The organism is Serratia sp. AS12 (genome assembly GCF_000214195.1).
Taxonomy (GTDB): Bacteria; Pseudomonadota; Gammaproteobacteria; order Enterobacterales; family Enterobacteriaceae; genus Serratia; species Serratia plymuthica.
This window is the reverse complement of the sequence record NC_015566.1, coordinates 1707328-1725763: the sequence shown is the minus strand read 5'-3', so window position 1 is coordinate 1725763 and position 18436 is coordinate 1707328. Positions and strand designations below refer to the sequence as shown.

Below are 18436 nucleotides of genomic sequence, written 5' to 3'. Positions count from 1 at the left end.
AAGCAGGCAAAAAATGCCATCCGGATGTGACAAAAACAAAATTATGGCGTAAGAATAATCACTTAGGTTTGTTAATCCGCTGAAGTTTAAAGAGGCGCGCTATGTTGACCATCTGGGGTCGTGAGAATTCAAACAATGTCCGGAAAGTGCTGTGGTGCGCCGCAGAGCTGGAGTTAAGCTACACCCATATCAATGCCGGCGGCGCATTCGGTAAGGTGAACGAAGAGCTCTATCGTTCGTTAAACCCGAATGGCCTGGTGCCGTTGCTGCAAGACGATGACTTCGTGCTGTGGGAATCGAATACCATCGTGCGTTATCTGGCGGCGAAGTTTGGCAGCGAGCCGTTCTACCCGCAGGATCTGCAGGCGCGAGCCAGCGCAGAGAAGTGGATGGACTGGACAACCTCCACTATCGTCGCGTCCTTCTCCATCGTGTTCTGGGGACTGGTGCGCACTAAACCGGAACTGCGCGACATGGCGAAAATCGAAGCGGCTATCGCCACGCTGGAAAAACATTTCGATGTGGTGGAAGCCACTCTGGGCAGCCAGCCTTATCTGTCCGGCGAAGCCTTCGGTTTCGGCGACATTACGCTCGGCAGCTTTGCTTACGCCTGGTTCTCCATGCCGATTGAGCGCCGTCCGCGCCCGAACATGGAGCGCTGGTACCAACGGTTGACCGAACGCCCGGCCTATCAACGCGCCGTGATGAGCGAGTTAACCTGAGTGTTGCGCGCCCCGTTGGGGCGCTATGATTTCTCCGTCAGCCCGACACGCAACAGCTTGCCGTTATCCGCATCGGTTAACAGATAAATATAGCCATCCGGCCCTGTCCGTACCTCGCGGATCCTTTCCCCTCGATCCTCCAGCAACCGCTGTTCGGCGATCACCTTGTCGCCCTGCAACGTCAAACGAATCAATGCCTCCTGCGCCAGCGCGCCGATAAACAGCGAGCCCTGCCATTCCGGGAAACGGCTGCCGTTGTAAAACGCCATGCCGCTGATGCCCGGCGATACTTGCCAATAATGCAATGGCTGTTCGGTGCCGGCCACTTTCTGCCCTTTCGCCTCCGGGATCGCCAGACCTGAGTAATTGATGCCGTAGGTGGCGATAGGCCAGCCGTAGTTTTTGCCCGCCCGAGGAAGATTGATCTCATCGCCGCCGCGCGGGCCGTGCTCGTGCTCCCAAAGTGCCCCGTTCCACGGGTTCAGCGCCAGTCCTTGCGGGTTACGGTGACCATAAGACCAGATTTCCGACCGCTTGCCGGCCTGGCCGACAAACGGATTATCCGGCGGCACCGCGCCATCGGCAGTTAAGCGCACCACCTTGCCCTGCAGCTTGTCCAAATCTTGTGCCGTCGGCCGTTGGTTATTTTCACCCAACGCGATAAACAGATAGCCCTGACGATCGAACGCCAACTTGCCGCCAAAATGGTTGCCGACCGACAGCTTCGGCTGCTGGCGGAAAATCACCTTGAAACCGTCCAGCCGCCGGTTGTCGGCGCTCAGCCGCCCATAGCCCACTGCGGTGCCCGCCTTGCCGTTATCGCCCGCTTCGGCAAAGCTGAGATAGATCCTTCGGCTGTCGGTAAAATCTGGCGCCAACAGCACTTCCAACAGGCCGCCCTGCCCTTCGGCATACACCTGCGGCACACCGGTAATCGGCGCTGACAGCCCTTTGCCCTGCTGCCATAACCGCAAACGCCCCGGCCGTTCGGTAATTAACATCCCTTGTTCACCGGGCAAAAACGCCAGCGACCACGGGTGTTCCAGCTTGTCTTGCAATAGCGTTACCGCCGGTGCGGCCTGCAGCAGGCCACTGAATAACAGCAAACCGGCCATCATGGTCAATCGGTGCATGGCATCCTCCTGGACAAAAAACGACCCATTCAGTGTAGCCCAGCAGGTCGATTCCGACGTTTGTTTTAAATTTCAATATGTTGAATTTTAGCCAAACTGAGCTTAAGTTAACGGATTACTCAGGAGGAAATATGGATATCACCGTAACCGATACACTCAATGAAGACACCCTTGACGCCATCCGACAAGGTCTGAGGGCCCATAACAGCCCGTACATTGATGCCAGCCAGCGCAAACCGCTTGGCGTCTATACCCGGGATGCTTCCGGTCAGGTTGTCGCCGGGCTGACCGCAGAGACCTGGGGCAACTGGCTCAGTGTCGACTGGCTATGGGTGGCGGATTCGCAGCGTGGCACCGGGCTGGGCCGCAAAGTGCTGCTGGCCGCCGAACAGGAAGCTATCGCCCGTGGCTGTCGTTACGTTCGTTTAGATACCTTCAGTTTCCAGGCGCGGCCGTTCTACGAGAAACTTGGCTACCAACTCCAGATGACGCTACAGAATTACCCGGTGGAGCATGAATGTTATTTGCTCACCAAAACCCTTATTGAATAACAGGTGGCCTGATGGAAACCACAACCATGGTTGTGAACAGCGTGGCGTACAAAGCCGGTAAACGGCTGGGTGAAGTGACCATTGATGACATCAGCGACGTGGTCAAACAGCCGGACACCTTCGTCTGGCTCGGGCTTTGGCAGCCGGAGGACGCCTTTATGCGCAAGGTGCAGGAAGAGTTTGGCCTGCATGATCTGGCGATTGAGGATGCGCTGTGCGCCCACCAACGGCCCAAGCTCGAAGCCTACGGCGATTCGCTGTTTATCGTGGTCAAAACCGCGCAATGGGGCGAGAACGAAGTCGAGTACGGTGAAACCCACTTCTTCGTGGGTAAAAACTTTTTGGTCACGGTGCGCCACGGCGCGTCACCCAGCTATGCGCCTATCAGAGCCAAAGCGGAGGAGAACCAGAAGCAGCTGTGCCACGGCCCCGGCTTTGCGCTGTATTCGGTACTGGACTTTGTGGTGGATAACTACCGCACCGTAGTGGCCAAATTCGAGGCGAGCATCGAGGGCATCGAAGCCAACATGTTCAAATCGGAGTTTGATCAAGCCGCCATTGAAAACGTCTATACCCTGCGGCGGCACTTGCTGGCGCTGCGCAATGCCGCATGGCCGATGGACGAAATCTGTAATCAACTCATTCGCCTGCATGAAGAGGTGATCCCGAAGGAGCTGCGTGCCTACGTGCGGGACGTTCAGGATCATGCACGTCAGGTGGTCAGCAATATCGACGATATGCGCGAAATGCTGACCAATGCGATGCACGTGAACCTGGCGCTGGTCACCGTTAAACAGAACGAAGTGGTGAAACGGCTGGCCGGCTGGGGGGCTATTCTGGCGATCCCGACCGTGGTTTTCAGCCTGTACGGCATGAACTTTTCCGACATGCCTGAACTGAAACTCCCCTGGGCCTACCACGCCACCCTCGGGGTAACCGTCGCCGGCTGTTTCTTCCTGTATCAGAAACTGAAGAAATCCGGCTGGTTGTAAACGGCAACCCCGTTTTTCCAAATTACTCGGACTGTACCTGCGGTTGCGGGCTTTGCCGGGTCAACAGACTACCAACCACAAAGGCTACACCGCCCGCCAGCAGCCCGCCGTAGATCGGGCTGTTGGCCTCAATGCCGTGATAATACATCAGCCCCAACACGCACAGGCTACCGGCCAACATGCTCGCGATAGCGCCGGTGCTGGTGGCACGCTGCCAGAAAATCGCCCCGACCAGCGGGATCAGCATGCCGCCCACCAGCAGATTATAGGCCAGCGTCAGTGCCGCCATGACATCCCGTACCAGAAACGCCAGCCCCAGCATAATCACGCCCATGATCAGGGTGGTCAATCGTCCGGCCGCCAGCCCGCCCGAAGGCCGCTTGCAGATCGCCGGCAAAACGTCTTCCAACGCGATGGTGGATGAAGCCAACAGGCATGCGCTGGCAGTTGACATCAGCGCAGCCAGGGCGGCGGCGGCCACCAGCCCGCTAATGCCTGCCGGTAATACCGCCTGAGCGATGGCGGCAAAGGCACCGTCGGTGTTGGCCAACTGCGGCAGAACAATCTTGCCGGCCATGCCGATCAACGCACCTGTGACGCCATACAGCACACAGTACAGCCCGGCCCCCAGGCCGGCATAGCGCGCAACATTGGCGCTGCGGGCGGTGAATACCCGCTGCCAGATATCCTGGCCAATCAGGATGCCGAAGAAGTAGATCAGGAAAAACACCAGTATGGTGTCCAGACCGATGGACGACAGCTGATAGTAACCGGCCGGCAACAGGTTGCTGAAGGCTTCCCAGCCGCCGGCCTTGACGATACTCATCGGCATCAGCACCAGCATCATGCCGACGGTCATGATGATAAACTGGATGATATCGGTGAGCGTCAGTGACCACATGCCGCCCAGCGTAGAATAGAGCACCACCAAACCGCCCCCCAGCAGAATCGACGTGGCGAAAGGCAGCTCAAACATCACCTGCATCACGCTGCCGATGGCGATAATCGAGGTCACCGCAACCATCAGATCATACGCCAACATGATGGCGCCGCTGGTGACCCTGGCGGCCGGGTGATAGCGGCGCGCCAGCACCTGGCTGACGGTATACAGCTTTAACTGGAGCAGCGGCTTGGCCAACACCGTGCTCAATACCACAATGCCCGCCCCCAGTGCGCCGCACAGCCACGCGCCGGATATGCCATAGGTGTAACCCAGTTTGACGCTGCCGATGGTTGACGCGCCACCGAGCACCACGGCGGACAACGTACCCAGATACAGCCCCGGCCCCAGATTGCGGCCGGCAACCAGATAATCCTCTTTGGTGGTGGCACGCCGTACGCCCAACCAGCCCACCGCCCCTATCATCAAAAAATAAAACACCACTACCAGCAGATCGAGATTCATCGGCAACTCCGTATGCTTGTTGTTATTTGAACTCAGGCGCAACGGCTCCGCCGGTCCAGGTTCGCAGCGTCTTATCTGTCAGGCAGGACGCACAGCATTTCAAACAGCAGGTTTGCCGCCAGCAGAGCTGTGTTGCCGGAACGGTCATAAGCCGGCGAGACCTCCACCACGTCCGCGCCGATCAGATTTAGCCCCCGACATCCCCTGACAATCTCCAGCCCCTGCCAGACCGACAGCCCCCCCACCTCCGGCGTCCCGGTGCCTGGCGCAAACGCCGGATCCAGCCCGTCGATATCAAAGCTGAGGTAAACCGGAGCACCGCCCATTTGCTGACGCACCTCCGCCATCAACGGCACCAGCGAGCGATACCAGCACTCCTCCGCTGGCACCACACGGAACCCCTGCCGCCGCGACCAATCAAAATCGTCCGCCGCATAACCGCTGCCGCGCAGGCCAATCTGCACCACCCGTTGCGGCTCCAGCAGCCCTTCTTCATAGGCGCGGCGAAAAGTGGTGCCGTGGGCCAGCTTTTCGCCAAACATCTCTTCGTTGGTGTCAGAATGGGCGTCAACATGGATTAACCCAACCGGGCCATGGCGACAGGCTACGGCGCGCAGGATCGGCAGCGTCAGCGTGTGATCGCCCCCCAGCGTCAGCGGAACGCAGCCGTGGGACAAAATGCCGTTATAGGCCAGCTCAATGCGACGAACGCTGTCCTCCAGGCTGTAGGGATTAATGGCGATATCACCCAGATCGGCGACTTGCAGCCGCTCAAAAGGCGCGGCGCCGGTGCCCATGTTGTAGGGACGGAGCATCACCGACTCCTGGCGAATTTGCCGTGGCCCGTAGCGCGTTCCACTGCGATTCGAAGTGCCTATATCGAGAGGAACGCCGACAAAGGCCGCAGCCAGCCCCTGGGCATCATCGGCTACGGGCAGGCGCATCATGGTGGGGATGCCGGCAAAACGCGGCATTTCATTACCGCTCTGGGGTTGATTCAACATGTTTTTTCCTTTTCTCAGACGTCGAAAATGCCAACATTCAGATAACAAACACAGGCTACCCGCCGCCAGAAAGGGCTACCATTCCCTCTTTGGAATGTAAGCATCGAAAACGCCGATGCCAGTAACACATTGAACTATTGATTTTTATTTCAAATCCATGACATATGAACGCAGGCTTCCAACCTTGGATGCCCATTGCGATGATGTTATCAGAGGGTTAACGGCCGGCTATTCTTGCGGAGGGAAAGGTGCTCACCAACCTAAGCGATATCGATCTCAGACTGCTGCGGGTTTTTGTCGCCGTAGCCGAAGCCCAGGGCGTCAGCGCCGCCCAGGAGGCGCTGTTGATGAATCAGTCGACCATCAGCACCCACCTCGCCACGTTGGAGACTCGGCTGGGTTTTCGCCTGTGCCAACGTGGCCGATCCGGTTTTATGCTGACCCCGAAAGGGGAACGCATACTGATCGCCTGCCGCAGTCTGTTCAACGCGGCACGCGACTTTACCCGGGTCAGCCAGTCGCTAAATGGGTTGCTGACCGGCGATCTGCAGATCGGTCTGGTGGATAACCTGGTGTCGCTGCCGGGCAATCCGTTCAGTCGCGCCATCAAACATTTTCAGCACCGGCATCAGGATGTTCAGTTGCAGTGCCGGATTTGCGCCCCCGCCGAACTCGAACAGGGGCTGCTGAATCAACAGCTCGATCTGGGGATCGGGTACTTTGGCCAGCAGTTGAATGAATTACAGTATCAGCCGTGGCTCCAGGAAACGCAGGCGATTTATTGCAGCAACGATCATCCGCTGTTTACCGTCGAGCAACCGAGCCGCGAACAGATCGAAAATGCGCGCTGGGTTAAACGTGGCTATCTGCTGGCGCAACGGCTGTGCCCTGTCGCACCTTTAAACCTCGGCGCGGTTGCCCACCATATGGAAAGCGTTGCCCATTTGGTGCTTAGCGGGGAATATCTCGGCTACCTGCCGACCCATTACGCCGCGCGCTGGGTGGAACAAGGGGTATTGAAACAATTGGGTGGGCAAGCGCTCTCATATCAGGCGGCGTTAAACCTGGTGACACGGCCCGGCCAGCCGAAGGAGGCGTTGAGCGCGTTGCTGGAGGATTTAAATCAATTGGTGCGGGAAGCGCAAAAAACAAACCCCGCAACAGCGGGGCTTGAGAGGCGAATTAGTTGACCGGCATACGTGCCGGATCCGGGTACTGGTACTCAAACCCCAGTTCGTTGCAGATGCGGCTGCCGTCCACCAGCCGACCGCCCTGCTCGCTCTCGGCGGCAAACTGTGGCGGGGCCAGATGCAACTGCTCCGCCAGCGCCGGGTAGAACTCGCGTTTGGTCGGATGGGCCGGCGCGCACAGATTATAAACGTGGCCGCCTTTCGGCAGCTTCAGCAGCAGTTGAATGGCGGCAATCACATCATCCTGATGTACCAAATTAACCCCTTGCGAGCCGCCCTTGACGTCGACTTTGCCGGCCAGGAAACGGCCTGGGTGACGATCCGCGCCAACCAGCCCCGCCAGACGCAAAATATCCACCGAGGTGTTAGGCAGTTCATGCAACCAGCGCTCGAGCTCCGCCAACACACGCCCGGAGGGCGTCACCGGCCTCAGAGGCGAATCTTCACGCACCGTGCCGGCCGTTTCGCCATACACCGAGGTTGAACTGGTAAAAATGATGCGCGACACGCCAAAGGCCATCGCACTGTCCACCAGCATGCGAACCGCATTGAAGTAGTTTTCGCTGCCTTCTACGGTACGGCGAGCGGGCAACGTCACCACCAGCGCATCGACACTCAGCAACGGCTCCAGATCGTCCGGATCGCAAATCAGATCAGGCGTCATTTCCAGCCGATAACATTCAATCCCGCTCATGCGCGCGGCCTCGACGCCATCCGGCGTAGTTTTACTGCCGACCACGTCAAACCCACGGCTCATCAGCGACAGGGCCAGCGGCATCCCCAGCCAGCCCAGACCAATAATGGCTACCTTTTTCATTATCTTCCTCTCTTGAAGATCGCAGCGCTCTGCCCATTAAGGCTACGCCACTCCGTGAGGTGATACAATCCACCCTGCTTAAGCTTAGGTAAAACCGTGTCTAGCTAATAACCCACCCTGTTTCAATAAATTAAATTTATGACTGTAAAAAAGGGTTGCGCGACAGACAGCGGATAGTTTAGGTTAATTAGCAATTCGGTTTGTACCGACATTTTACAGAGAAAACACCATGACACGCATTCAGTTCAACCACCATCATCACCATCATCCTGACTAGTCTTTCAGGCGATGTGTGCTGGGAGACGGTTTCTTAATCTTCCAGTGGCGCGCAGAATGCAAGAGAGAGCCCTCGGAAGATTTCTTCCGAGGGTTTTTTTTTGGCTCCGGACAGACAGAAAAATAATTTTTACAATAAATTCATAAAATTACAGATTAAAACAGAGGTTACCATGCTGGACAAAACACGTTTACGGATAGCAATGCAGAAATCAGGCCGCCTGAGTGATGAATCCCAGGAACTGCTGGCGCGTTGCGGGATCAAAATCAACCTGCAACAACAACGCCTGATTGCCTTCGCCGAGAATATGCCGATTGATATCCTGCGCGTACGTGATGACGATATCCCGGGGCTGGTCATGGATGGCGTGGTTGATCTGGGCATCATCGGTGAGAACGTGCTGGAAGAAGAGCTGCTGACCCGTCGCGCACAGGGCGAAGACCCACGTTACTTCACCCTGCGCCGCCTGGACTTCGGCGGCTGCCGCCTGTCGCTGGCCGCACCGCTCGACAGTGAATACAACGGCCCGCAAAGCCTGCAAGATTCCCGTATCGCCACCTCTTACCCGCACCTGCTGAAGCAATACCTCGACAAACAGGGCGTACGTTTCAAATCTTGCCTGCTGAACGGTTCCGTCGAAGTGGCACCGCGTGCCGGTCTGGCCGACGCCATCTGTGACCTGGTCTCTACCGGCGCAACGCTGGAAGCCAATGGCCTGCGTGAAGTCGAAGTGATTTACCGCTCCAAAGCCTGCCTGATCCAGCGCGACGGCGAAATGCCGGAGGCGAAACAACAGCTGATCGATCGCCTGATGACCCGTATTCAGGGCGTGATCCAGGCACGTGAATCCAAATACATCATGCTGCACGCGCCGAGCGAGCGCCTGGACGAAATCGTCGCGCTGCTGCCGGGTGCAGAGCGCCCTACCATTCTGCCGCTGGCTGGCGCGCAAAACCGCGTGGCAATGCACATGGTCAGCAGTGAAACCCTGTTCTGGGAAACCATGGAGAAACTGAAAGCGCTCGGTGCCAGCTCCATTCTGGTGCTGCCAATTGAGAAGATGATGGAGTAACGCCATGTCGACCTTCAATACCCTCGTCAATTGGGCGGACTGCAGCGAACAACAGCGGGCAGAACTGCTGATGCGCCCGGCGATCGCAGCCGAAGACAGCATCACCCGCACGGTGCGCGAAATCCTCGACAACGTGAAGGCCAACGGTGACCAGGCGCTGCGTGACTACAGCGCCAAATTTGATAAAACCGAGGTTGGTGCGTTGCGCGTCACCGCAGAACAAATCGCCGCAGCCGGCCCCCGCCTGACTGACGAGGTCAAGCAGGCGATGGCGGTGGCGGTGGCCAATGTGGAAACCTTCCACAATGCGCAACAACTGCCGCCGGTCGATGTGGAAACCCAACCTGGCGTACGTTGCCAGCAGGTAACCCGCCCGATCGACTCCGTCGGTCTGTATATTCCCGGCGGTTCCGCACCGCTGTTTTCTACCGTGCTGATGCTGGCAACCCCGGCGCGCATCGCCGGCTGCCGCCGCGTAGTGCTTTGTTCGCCGCCGCCGATTGCCGACGAAATTCTCTATGCCGCGCAGTTGTGCGGCGTACGGGAAGTGTTTCAGGTGGGTGGCGCACAGGCGATTGCCGCCATGGCGTTCGGCACCGATTCCGTGCCACGTGTGGCGAAAATCTTCGGACCGGGCAATGCCTTTGTCACCGAAGCCAAACGCCAGATCAGCCAACGGCTGGACGGTGCGGCTATCGATATGCCGGCCGGCCCTTCCGAAGTGCTGGTGATCGCCGACAGCGGCGCCACCCCGGCGTTTGTCGCCTCTGATCTGCTGTCGCAGGCGGAACACGGCCCAGACTCCCAGGTGATCCTGCTGACCCCGGACGCAGCCATGGCGCAAGCAGTGGCCGTTGCGGTGGAGCAACAGTTAGCTCAGTTGCCGCGCGCCGAAACCGCCCGTCAAGCGCTGGCCAGCAGCCGACTGATCGTCGCCAAAGATTTGGCCGAGTGCATTGCCATCAGCAACCAATATGGCCCGGAACACCTGATCATTCAGACCCGTAACGCCCGCGAGCTGGTCGACAGCATCACCAGCGCCGGTTCGGTGTTCCTTGGCGACTGGTCGCCGGAGTCCGCCGGTGACTACGCTTCCGGCACCAACCACGTATTGCCGACCTATGGCTATACCGCCACCTGTTCCAGCCTGGGCCTGGCGGATTTCCAGAAACGCATGACGGTGCAGGAACTGACGCCGCAGGGCTTTATGAATCTGGCGGCCACCATTGAAACGCTGGCCACCGCCGAGCAATTGATTGCCCACAAAAACGCCGTCACCCTGCGCGTTGCCGCCCTGAAGGAGCAAGCATGAGCATAGAAAATCTGGCACGCGCCAACGTTCGCGAGCTGACCCCTTATCAATCGGCACGCCGCCTGGGCGGCAACGGCGACGTGTGGCTGAATGCCAACGAATACCCGACGGCGCCGGAATTCCAACTGACCGCCCAAACCTTTAACCGTTACCCGGAGTGCCAGCCCGCGTTGGTGATCGAGCGCTACGCCGATTACGCCGGGGTTAACAAAGAGCAGGTGCTGGTCAGCCGTGGGGCGGATGAGGGCATTGAGCTGCTGATCCGTGCGTTCTGCGAGCCGGGCAAAGACGCTATTTTGTTCTGTCCGCCGACCTACGGCATGTACGCCGTGAGCGCCGAAACCTTCGGCGTGGAGCGCCGCACCGTAGCGGCCAAGCAAGACTGGCAGTTGGATTTGCCGGCTATCGCCGACAGCCTGGACAACGTGAAACTGATTTATGTCTGCAGCCCGAACAACCCGACCGGCAATCTGATCGATCCCGACGACTTGCGCACGCTGCTGGAGATGGCCAAAGGCAAGGCGATCGTCGCGATTGACGAGGCCTATATCGAATTCTGCCCACAGGCAAGCTGTGCCGGTTGGTTAAAGGACTACCCGCACCTGGCGATCCTGCGCACTCTGTCGAAGGCCTTCGCGCTGGCCGGCCTGCGCTGCGGTTTTACGTTGGCTAACGAAGAGCTCATTACCCTGCTGCTGAAGGTAATTGCCCCCTACCCGCTGTCGACGCCGGTGGCCGACATCGCCGCTCAGGCGCTCAGCACCGAAGGGATCCGCACCATGCGTCAGCGCGTTACCGAGATCTCGGCCAACCGCAGCTGGCTGCAACGCGAACTGGAAAACTGCGCCTGCGTTGAACAGGTTTTCACCAGCGACAGCAATTACCTGCTGGCACGATTCACTGCCTCAAGTAATGTGTTTAAAACCTTATGGGATCAGGGCATTATCTTAAGAGACCAAAATAAACAGCCTGGGTTGTCCGGTTGCCTGCGCATCACCATAGGCACCCGCGAAGAATGTCGGCGTGTCGTCGATGCGCTGTCAGCCCTGCCCGGAGCAACCAAGACTCGCCAGGAGCCAATGTGAGCCAGAAATTCCTCTTTATTGACCGTGACGGCACGCTGATTGCTGAACCGCCAGAAGACTTCCAGGTCGATCGCCTGGACAAGCTGGCGCTGGAGCCGGACGTGATCCCTTCGCTGCTGAGTTTGCAGCAGGCGGGTTATCAACTGGTGATGATCACCAATCAGGATGGCCTCGGCACCGCCAGTTTCCCGCAGGAAACCTTCGATGCGCCACATGGCCTGATGATGCAGATCCTCAGCTCACAGGGCGTCCACTTTGAAGATATCCTGATCTGCCCGCACCTGCCGGCGGACAACTGCGACTGCCGCAAGCCGAAGACCGCGCTGGTGACAGGCTATCTGGAGCCGGGCGTGATGGATACCGCCCACAGCTATGTGATCGGCGATCGTCCGACCGACGTTCAGTTGGCGGAAAACATGGGCATTCAGGGGCTGCGCTATCAGCGCGACACGCTGGGCTGGAAAGAGATCACGCGCCAATTGACCCAACGTGACCGCCACGCGCGGGTTAATCGCGTCACCAAAGAAACGCAGATCGACGTCAACGTTTGGCTGGATCGCGAAGGCGGCAGCAAGATCAAGACCGGCGTCGGCTTCTTCGACCACATGCTGGATCAGATCGCCACCCACGGCGGCTTCCGCATGGACATCGACGTGAAAGGCGACCTGTATATCGACGATCACCACACGGTAGAAGACACCGGCCTGGCGCTCGGCGAAGCCTTGAACAAAGCGCTGGGCGACAAGCGCGGCATCGCCCGTTTCGGCTTCGTGCTGCCAATGGACGAGTGCCTGGCGCGCTGCGCGCTGGATATCTCCGGCCGCCCGCACCTGGAATATAAAGCCGAGTTCAACTACCAGCGCGTCGGCGATCTCAGCACCGAAATGGTCGAACACTTCTTTCGTTCGCTGTCGTACACCATGGGTTGCACGTTGCACCTGAAAACCAAAGGCAAAAACGACCACCACCGGGTCGAAAGCCTGTTCAAAGTGTTTGGCCGCACGCTGCGCCAGGCGATCCGCGTTGAGGGCAACACCCTCCCAAGTTCGAAAGGAGTGCTGTGATGAACGTGGTGATTCTGGACACCGGCTGCGCCAACCTTTCGTCTGTCACCTATGCGGTGCAGCGGTTGGGTTACCAGCCGGAGGTGAGCCGTGATCCGGAGATCGTGCTGCGCGCCGACAAGCTGTTCCTGCCGGGCGTCGGCACTGCGCAAGCGGCGATGGACCAATTGAAAGAGCGCGAGCTGATTGATCTGATCAAAGCCTGCACTCAGCCGGTGTTGGGCATTTGCCTCGGCATGCAGCTGCTGGCGAAAAGCAGCGAAGAAAGCGGCGGCATCAATACGCTGGGCATTATCGACACTCCGGTGATGCAGATGACCGACTTCGGCCTGCCGTTGCCGCACATGGGCTGGAATCAGGTTTCCGCGCAGGCAGGCCATCATCTGTTCCGCGGTATCGAAGACGGTGCCTACTTTTACTTCGTTCACAGCTATGCGATGCCGATATGCTCAAGCACCATCGCCCAGGCGAACTACGGCGAGCCCTTCACCGCCGCCGTGCAAAAAGACAATTTCTTCGGCGTGCAGTTTCATCCAGAGCGATCTGGAGCGGCCGGCGCGCAGCTGTTGAAAAACTTTCTGGAGATGTAGGCAGCATGATTATTCCGGCTTTGGATTTGATCGACGGTAACGTGGTGCGTTTGCATCAAGGCGATTATGGTCAGCAGCGCGACTACGGCAACGATCCGCGCTCACGTCTGCAGGACTACCAACAACAGGGCGCGCAAGTCTTGCATCTGGTCGACTTGACCGGTGCCAAGGATCCGGCGGCGCGCCAGATCCCGCTGCTGCGCAAACTGCTGGCAGGGGTTGACGTACCGGTACAGGTCGGCGGCGGTATTCGCACCGAGCAGGACGTCTCGGCCCTGCTCGAGGCTGGCGCGACCCGGGTCGTCATCGGCTCCACGGCGGTCAAGCAGCCGCAACGGGTACAGAGTTGGTTCGAACGTTACGGCGCGGAAGCCCTGGTGCTGGCGCTGGATGTACGCATCGACGCCGAAGGTACCAAGCACGTGGCAATTAGCGGCTGGCAGGAGAACTCCGACGCCACGCTGGAACAGGTGGTCGAGCAGTTTCTGCCCTACGGCCTGAAGCATGTCCTGTGCACCGACATTTCGCGTGACGGCACGTTGGCCGGCTCTAACGTGGCGCTGTATCAGGAAATCAGCCGCCGCTATCCGCAGATCGCCTTCCAGGCATCCGGCGGTATCGGCAATCTGGATGATATCGCCCAGTTACGCGGTAGCGGGGTTGAGGGCGTCATCGTAGGCCGCGCCCTGCTGGAAGGTAAATTTAGCGTTGAGGAGGCTATCGCATGCTGGCAAAACGGATAATTCCCTGTCTGGATGTGAAAGACGGGCAAGTAGTGAAAGGCGTGCAGTTCCGCAACCATGAGATCATCGGCGATATCGTGCCGTTGGCGCAACGCTATGCGCAAGAAGGCGCGGACGAGTTGGTGTTCTACGATATTACCGCCTCCAGCGATGGCCGGGTGGTAGACAAGAGCTGGGTGTCGCGCGTAGCGGAGGTGATCGATATTCCCTTCTGCGTCGCCGGCGGGATTAAAAGCCTGGAAGATGCCAGCCAGATCCTCTCTTTCGGCGCAGACAAGATTTCCATTAACTCACCGGCGCTGGCCGACCCGACGTTGATTAGCCGCCTGGCGGATCGCTTTGGCGTGCAGTGCATCGTGGTAGGGATTGATACCTGGTTCGAAGCCGACACCGGCAAGTATCACGTTAATCAGTACACCGGCGACGAAAGCCGCACCCGCGTCACAGAGTGGGAAACTCTGGACTGGGTTAAGGAAGTGCAAAAACGCGGTGCCGGCGAGATTGTGCTGAACATGATGAATCAGGACGGCGTGCGCAACGGTTACGATCTGGAACAACTTCGGCGGGTGCGGGAAGTGTGTAAAGTGCCGCTGATCGCCTCCGGCGGTGCGGGTACCATGGAACACTTTCTGGAAGCGTTCCGCGATGCGGACGTCGACGGCGCACTGGCCGCTTCGGTGTTCCACAAGCAAATCATTAATATCGGCGAACTGAAAAAGTTCCTGGCAGACCTTGGCGTGGAGATTCGCGTGTGTTAACAGAACAACAAAGAAACCAGCTGGACTGGGAAAAAACCGGGAGCCTGCTGCCGGTTATCGTTCAGCACGCCGTATCCGGCGAAGTGCTGATGCTCGGCTATATGAACCAGGAAGCGCTGGCCACCACCGAACAGAGCGGCAAGGTCACCTTTTTCTCTCGCACCAAACAGCGACTGTGGACCAAGGGCGAAAGCTCCGGCCATTTCCTGAACGTGGTCAGCATCACTCCCGATTGCGACAACGATACGCTGTTGATTTTGGCCAACCCGATTGGCCCAACCTGCCACCTGGGCAACAGCAGTTGCTTCCACCCGGCCGCCAGCGATTGGGGTTTTCTGTATCAGTTGGAGCAGCTGTTGGCGGAACGCAAGACCGCCAGCCCGGACAGCTCTTACACCGCCAGCCTGTACGCCAGCGGTACCAAGCGCATTGCGCAGAAGGTGGGTGAGGAAGGCGTGGAGACCGCGCTGGCCGCCACGGTGAACGATCGTGAAGAGTTGACCAACGAGGCTTCCGATCTGATTTATCACCTGCTGGTGCTGCTGCAGGATCAGGATCTGGATTTGAGCAAGGTGATTGGCCGGCTGCGCGAGCGGCACCAGAAATAATCCTGGCTCACAGGGGGTAAATACATTTACCCCTGATTTATGCGCGTGCAGCAGGAAATAAAAAAGCCGCCGGGTTTAATACCGGCGGCTTGAGTTTGATGGCAAAGTGGTCTTTGAACCCGAGATACCCGGGCCTAGCGCACCGAGGGGCATTATGGGACACGTCCGTGTGTCCCACCCTGCGGGCCGACATGAAGTCGTTCCAATTTGCTCCCGGCAAATGGGTCGGCGTGCAAGCCGCTACGACCCCTTCGCCACGCTCTCCCTAATAACGGGCTTTGTCAGCAGTCTGAAGCCGCCGGGTTTAATGCCGGCGGCTTTTTTATGCTTCAAACGTCGGGATTATTCCATCCATTCGGTATGGAATACGCCTTCTTTGTCGATACGTTTGTAAGTGTGGGCACCGAAGTAGTCGCGCTGCGCCTGGATCAGGTTGGCAGGCAGAACGGCTGAACGGTAGCTGTCGTAGTACGCGATGGCGGCAGAGAAGGTCGGCGTTGGGATGCCGTTTTGCACCGCGTAGGACACCACATCACGCAGCGCTTGCTGATAGTCGTCAGCGATCTGCTTGAAGTATGGCGCCAGCAGCAGGTTGGCGATGTCGGCATTGTCTGCGTAAGCGTCGGTGATTTTCTGCAGGAACTGAGCGCGGATGATGCAGCCGGCGCGGAAAATCTTGGCGATATCGCCGTAGTGCAGATCCCAGTTATTTTCCTGAGAAGCCGCTTTCAACTGAGAGAAGCCCTGCGCATAAGAAACGATTTTGCCCAGGTACAGCGCACGGCGCACTTTCTCGATGAACTCAGCTTTGTCGCCGCTTACTGGCGCAGCTTTAGGACCGGTCAGCACTTTAGACGCGGCAACGCGTTGGTCTTTCAGTGAGGACAGGTAACGCGCGAAAACGGATTCGGTGATCAGCGACAGCGGTTCGCCCAGATCCAGAGAGCTCTGGCTGGTCCATTTGCCGGTGCCTTTGTTGGCTGCTTCATCCAGGATCACATCAACCAGGTATTTACCTTCTTCGTCTTTCTTGGTGAAGATGTCTTTGGTGATGTCGATCAGGTAGCTGTTCAGTTCGCCTTTGTTCCACTCGGCGAAGGTGTCAGCCAGCTCTTCGTTGTTCAGGTTCAGCGCCTGTTTCAACAGAGAATAGGCTTCAGCAATCAGCTGCATGTCGCCGTATTCGATGCCGTTGTGCACCATCTTCACGTAGTGGCCGGCACCGTCAGCGCCGATGTAGGTCACGCAAGGCTCGCCTTCGGCTACCGCCGCGATTTTCTCCAGGATTGGCGCCACCAGCTCATACGCTTCTTTCTGGCCGCCAGGCATGATTGAAGGCCCTTTCAACGCGCCCTCTTCGCCACCGGAAACGCCGGTACCGATGAAGTTGAAGCCTTGATCAGACAGTTCGCGGTTACGACGGATGGTGTCCTGATAGTAGGTGTTGCCACCGTCGATCAGAATGTCACCTTTATCCAGGTGCGGAGTCAGGGAAGCAATGGTTTTGTCTGTCGCTTCACCCGCTTTCACCATCAGCAAAATGCGGCGTGGTTTTTCCAGCGATTCGACAAACTCTTCGACGGTGTAGAACGGCGCCAGGTTTTTGCCCGGATTCTCAGCAATAACTTCGTCAGTCTTGTCGCCTGAGCGGTTAAAGATGGAAACGGTATAACCACGGCTTTCGATGTTCAGTGCCAGATTGCGGCCCATCACCGCCATGCCGACAACGCCGATTTGTTGCTTGGACATTTAGGAACTCCTGTCTGAGGATGACACCTGTTAACGGCCCATGGCCAACAGGTTTTTGATGTGGCAAACATGTTAACTCAGGATGGCTCCACGTGGGTAGTGATTGGTGCGATAGGTCACACAATGGGACAATTTCTTAGCAAGAAATTTCATTCTTTGTTACAAAAACCATCAAAAAAAAGATGACATTCTGTGAAAAGCTTTAAAGTTGAATAAAGATAGACTAGAATCCTATATCCGTTTTTTATATAATAGATGAAAATGAAACCACTACCTTCTCATCAAAAAAATTGTTTTGATGTTTTTCGTATTCTTGCAGCATTCCTTGTTCTCTATTCACATCATTTTGCCCTCAGTGGGAAAATGGAGCCTTCCTTCCTGGGACTTGAAAGTTTCGGCGGGTTAGCTGTCGTTATATTCTTTGGTATTTCTGGATACTTGATCGCCCAATCCGGAATGAGAAGTGGGAGCTTCTTCTCATTTATGGAGAAAAGAATAAAAAGAATCTTCCCGGCGTTAGTAGTTTGTAGTCTTATTTTGTACGGTATCGTTGGTTTTTTTTTGCAACCGGAAAGCGTTTTTTCGAAAAGATCCCTTCTTGCTGTAATTAATCTCGTCGCCCTACGAGGCGCAGATCCTATTGGCATGGCCCAGGATTATATTTACCCCAATGCGATTAACGGCAGTCTTTGGACATTACCGTTAGAATTTTCTTGCTATCTTATCCTCGGCATCGCTTTTTGCTTTGTTAAAAACATCAAGCCAGTACTCATTATTCTTCTCACAATGATAGTACTCAGTATCTATTTCCTGTCAAAACCAACAACTATAGGTTTCTACTCAATCTCGTTACAGCTATTCACGCCCCGCGCCGTTTCTTTCTTTTTAGGTGCTTTAATGGCATTAAGCGAGACAAGTTGGAATAAGAAAAACACGAAGACTTTCATTTTTTTCTCCGGTGCCATTCTTCTTTATGCTCTAAAAGGGAGTTATGATATCCGTGTTCTTGGTTATATAATTATTCCTGCGCTGGTTATCATCGCTGGCTCATCACTTACAGACAGATTGATTTATGGCAGATTTGACTACTCTTACGGTGTGTATATCTATGCTTTCCCCGTGCAGCAAATAATTATAAATAATACTGCGTTGGGATTTTATAGCAGCATGTTTATAAGCGCCGGAATCACATTACTGCTGGGCGCACTCTCCTGGCATATTGTTGAGAGACCGTTCCTGCGTAGAAAGCCTTTGCCGACAACCGCCCCACAGTTCAATCCCCAGGAAATGGCTATGAAGTAAGAACTGCCGTCAATGGTAGGTTTGCTTATCCCCCCTGAAGGGGGGCTAAAAAATCATATAGT

General features: G+C 56.9%; 19 protein-coding genes and 1 other annotated feature. Of the genes, 14 read left to right on the top strand and 5 right to left on the bottom strand.

Going from position 1 to position 18436, the window contains the following annotated elements; all coding sequences use genetic code 11:
- The first annotated feature begins 101 nt into the window (after window positions 1-101).
- A complete protein-coding gene (locus SERAS12_RS08050; RefSeq protein ID WP_013812229.1) occupies window positions 102-722 on the top strand; it encodes a glutathione S-transferase family protein in 621 nt (206 codons plus the stop codon).
- 23 nt (window positions 723-745) lie between these two features.
- Here SERAS12_RS08050 and SERAS12_RS08045 read toward each other — a convergent pair whose 3' ends face one another.
- On the bottom strand, window positions 746-1855 hold the full coding sequence (locus tag SERAS12_RS08045; protein WP_013812228.1) for a PQQ-dependent sugar dehydrogenase: 1110 nt from the start codon (window positions 1853-1855) through the stop codon (window positions 746-748).
- A 131-nt stretch (window positions 1856-1986) separates the two neighbouring features.
- Here SERAS12_RS08045 and SERAS12_RS08040 point away from each other — a divergent pair, with 131 nt between their 5' ends.
- A complete protein-coding gene (locus tag SERAS12_RS08040) occupies window positions 1987-2406 on the top strand; it encodes an N-acetyltransferase (RefSeq protein WP_013812227.1) in 420 nt (139 codons plus the stop codon).
- Window positions 2407-2417: 11 nt separating this feature from the next.
- Entirely contained in the window at window positions 2418-3398 is a 981-nt protein-coding gene (locus SERAS12_RS08035; protein WP_013812226.1) for a magnesium and cobalt transport protein CorA, read from the top strand.
- Between the two features lie 22 nt (window positions 3399-3420).
- Here SERAS12_RS08035 and SERAS12_RS08030 read toward each other — a convergent pair whose 3' ends face one another.
- Both SERAS12_RS08030 and speB read right to left on the bottom strand, forming a co-directional pair.
- Window positions 3421-4803: a sodium:solute symporter gene (locus SERAS12_RS08030; protein ID WP_013812225.1), complete on the bottom strand. Its 1383-nt coding sequence runs from the start codon at window positions 4801-4803 to the stop codon at window positions 3421-3423.
- A gap of 71 nt (window positions 4804-4874) precedes the next feature.
- Entirely contained in the window at window positions 4875-5807 is a 933-nt protein-coding gene (speB, locus tag SERAS12_RS08025) for an agmatinase (protein ID WP_013812224.1), read from the bottom strand.
- Between the two features lie 248 nt (window positions 5808-6055).
- Here speB and SERAS12_RS08020 point away from each other — a divergent pair, with 248 nt between their 5' ends.
- Entirely contained in the window at window positions 6056-6997 is a 942-nt protein-coding gene (locus SERAS12_RS08020) for a LysR family transcriptional regulator (protein WP_013812223.1), read from the top strand.
- Here SERAS12_RS08020 and SERAS12_RS08015 read toward each other — a convergent pair.
- Complete coding sequence (locus SERAS12_RS08015) at window positions 6990-7814, bottom strand: SDR family oxidoreductase (RefSeq protein WP_004942456.1); 825 nt, start codon at window positions 7812-7814, stop codon at window positions 6990-6992. The two genes, SERAS12_RS08020 and SERAS12_RS08015, sit on opposite strands and share 8 nt — an antisense overlap.
- Before the next feature lie 229 nt (window positions 7815-8043).
- On the opposite strand from SERAS12_RS08015, the gene hisL reads away from it, so the two are divergent.
- The 9 genes from hisL to hisIE all read left to right on the top strand — a co-directional run bounded on the left by hisL (window position 8044) and on the right by hisIE (window position 15323).
- Window positions 8044-8091: a his operon leader peptide gene (gene hisL / locus SERAS12_RS26180; RefSeq protein ID WP_110605893.1), complete on the top strand. Its 48-nt coding sequence runs from the start codon at window positions 8044-8046 to the stop codon at window positions 8089-8091.
- Window positions 8067-8193, top strand: a sequence feature (His leader region). Its footprint overlaps the gene before it by 25 nt.
- A gap of 70 nt (window positions 8194-8263) precedes the next feature.
- Window positions 8264-9163 (top strand): ATP phosphoribosyltransferase, encoded by a 900-nt coding sequence (hisG, locus tag SERAS12_RS08010; protein ID WP_004942454.1) that lies wholly within the window; start codon window positions 8264-8266, stop codon window positions 9161-9163.
- Window positions 9164-9167: 4 nt separating this feature from the next.
- On the top strand, window positions 9168-10475 hold the full coding sequence (gene hisD / locus SERAS12_RS08005) for a histidinol dehydrogenase (protein ID WP_013812222.1): 1308 nt from the start codon (window positions 9168-9170) through the stop codon (window positions 10473-10475).
- On the top strand, window positions 10472-11560 hold the full coding sequence (gene hisC / locus SERAS12_RS08000) for a histidinol-phosphate transaminase (RefSeq protein ID WP_013812221.1): 1089 nt from the start codon (window positions 10472-10474) through the stop codon (window positions 11558-11560). Before hisD ends, hisC begins: the two co-directional genes overlap by 4 nt.
- Window positions 11557-12624, top strand: a complete 1068-nt coding sequence (gene hisB / locus SERAS12_RS07995; RefSeq protein ID WP_013812220.1) for a bifunctional histidinol-phosphatase/imidazoleglycerol-phosphate dehydratase HisB — start codon at window positions 11557-11559, stop codon at window positions 12622-12624. The genes hisC and hisB overlap by 4 nt, the downstream gene beginning before the upstream one ends.
- Window positions 12624-13214, top strand: a complete 591-nt coding sequence (gene hisH, locus SERAS12_RS07990) for an imidazole glycerol phosphate synthase subunit HisH (RefSeq protein WP_004942445.1) — start codon at window positions 12624-12626, stop codon at window positions 13212-13214. Before hisB ends, hisH begins: the two co-directional genes overlap by 1 nt.
- A gap of 5 nt (window positions 13215-13219) precedes the next feature.
- Window positions 13220-13957 carry a 1-(5-phosphoribosyl)-5-[(5-phosphoribosylamino)methylideneamino]imidazole-4-carboxamide isomerase gene (hisA, locus tag SERAS12_RS07985; RefSeq protein WP_013812219.1) on the top strand — a complete coding sequence of 246 codons (738 nt, stop codon included), beginning with the start codon at window positions 13220-13222 and terminating at the stop codon, window positions 13955-13957.
- Window positions 13939-14715, top strand: coding sequence for an imidazole glycerol phosphate synthase subunit HisF (hisF, locus tag SERAS12_RS07980; protein WP_004942441.1), 777 nt, complete (start codon window positions 13939-13941; stop codon window positions 14713-14715). The genes hisA and hisF overlap by 19 nt, the downstream gene beginning before the upstream one ends.
- Window positions 14709-15323: a bifunctional phosphoribosyl-AMP cyclohydrolase/phosphoribosyl-ATP diphosphatase HisIE gene (gene hisIE / locus SERAS12_RS07975; RefSeq protein ID WP_004942439.1), complete on the top strand. Its 615-nt coding sequence runs from the start codon at window positions 14709-14711 to the stop codon at window positions 15321-15323. Before hisF ends, hisIE begins: the two co-directional genes overlap by 7 nt.
- 342 nt (window positions 15324-15665) lie before the next feature.
- Here the strand turns inward: hisIE and gndA are convergent, their stop codons facing one another.
- A complete protein-coding gene (gene gndA / locus SERAS12_RS07970; RefSeq protein WP_013812218.1) occupies window positions 15666-17072 on the bottom strand; it encodes an NADP-dependent phosphogluconate dehydrogenase in 1407 nt (468 codons plus the stop codon).
- Between the two features lie 261 nt (window positions 17073-17333).
- On the opposite strand from gndA, the gene SERAS12_RS07965 reads away from it, so the two are divergent.
- The gene (locus SERAS12_RS07965; RefSeq protein ID WP_013812217.1) at window positions 17334-18374 is read left to right on the top strand and encodes an acyltransferase; all 1041 of its coding nucleotides are present in this window, start codon (window positions 17334-17336) and stop codon (window positions 18372-18374) included.
- Window positions 18375-18436 lie beyond the last annotated feature (62 nt).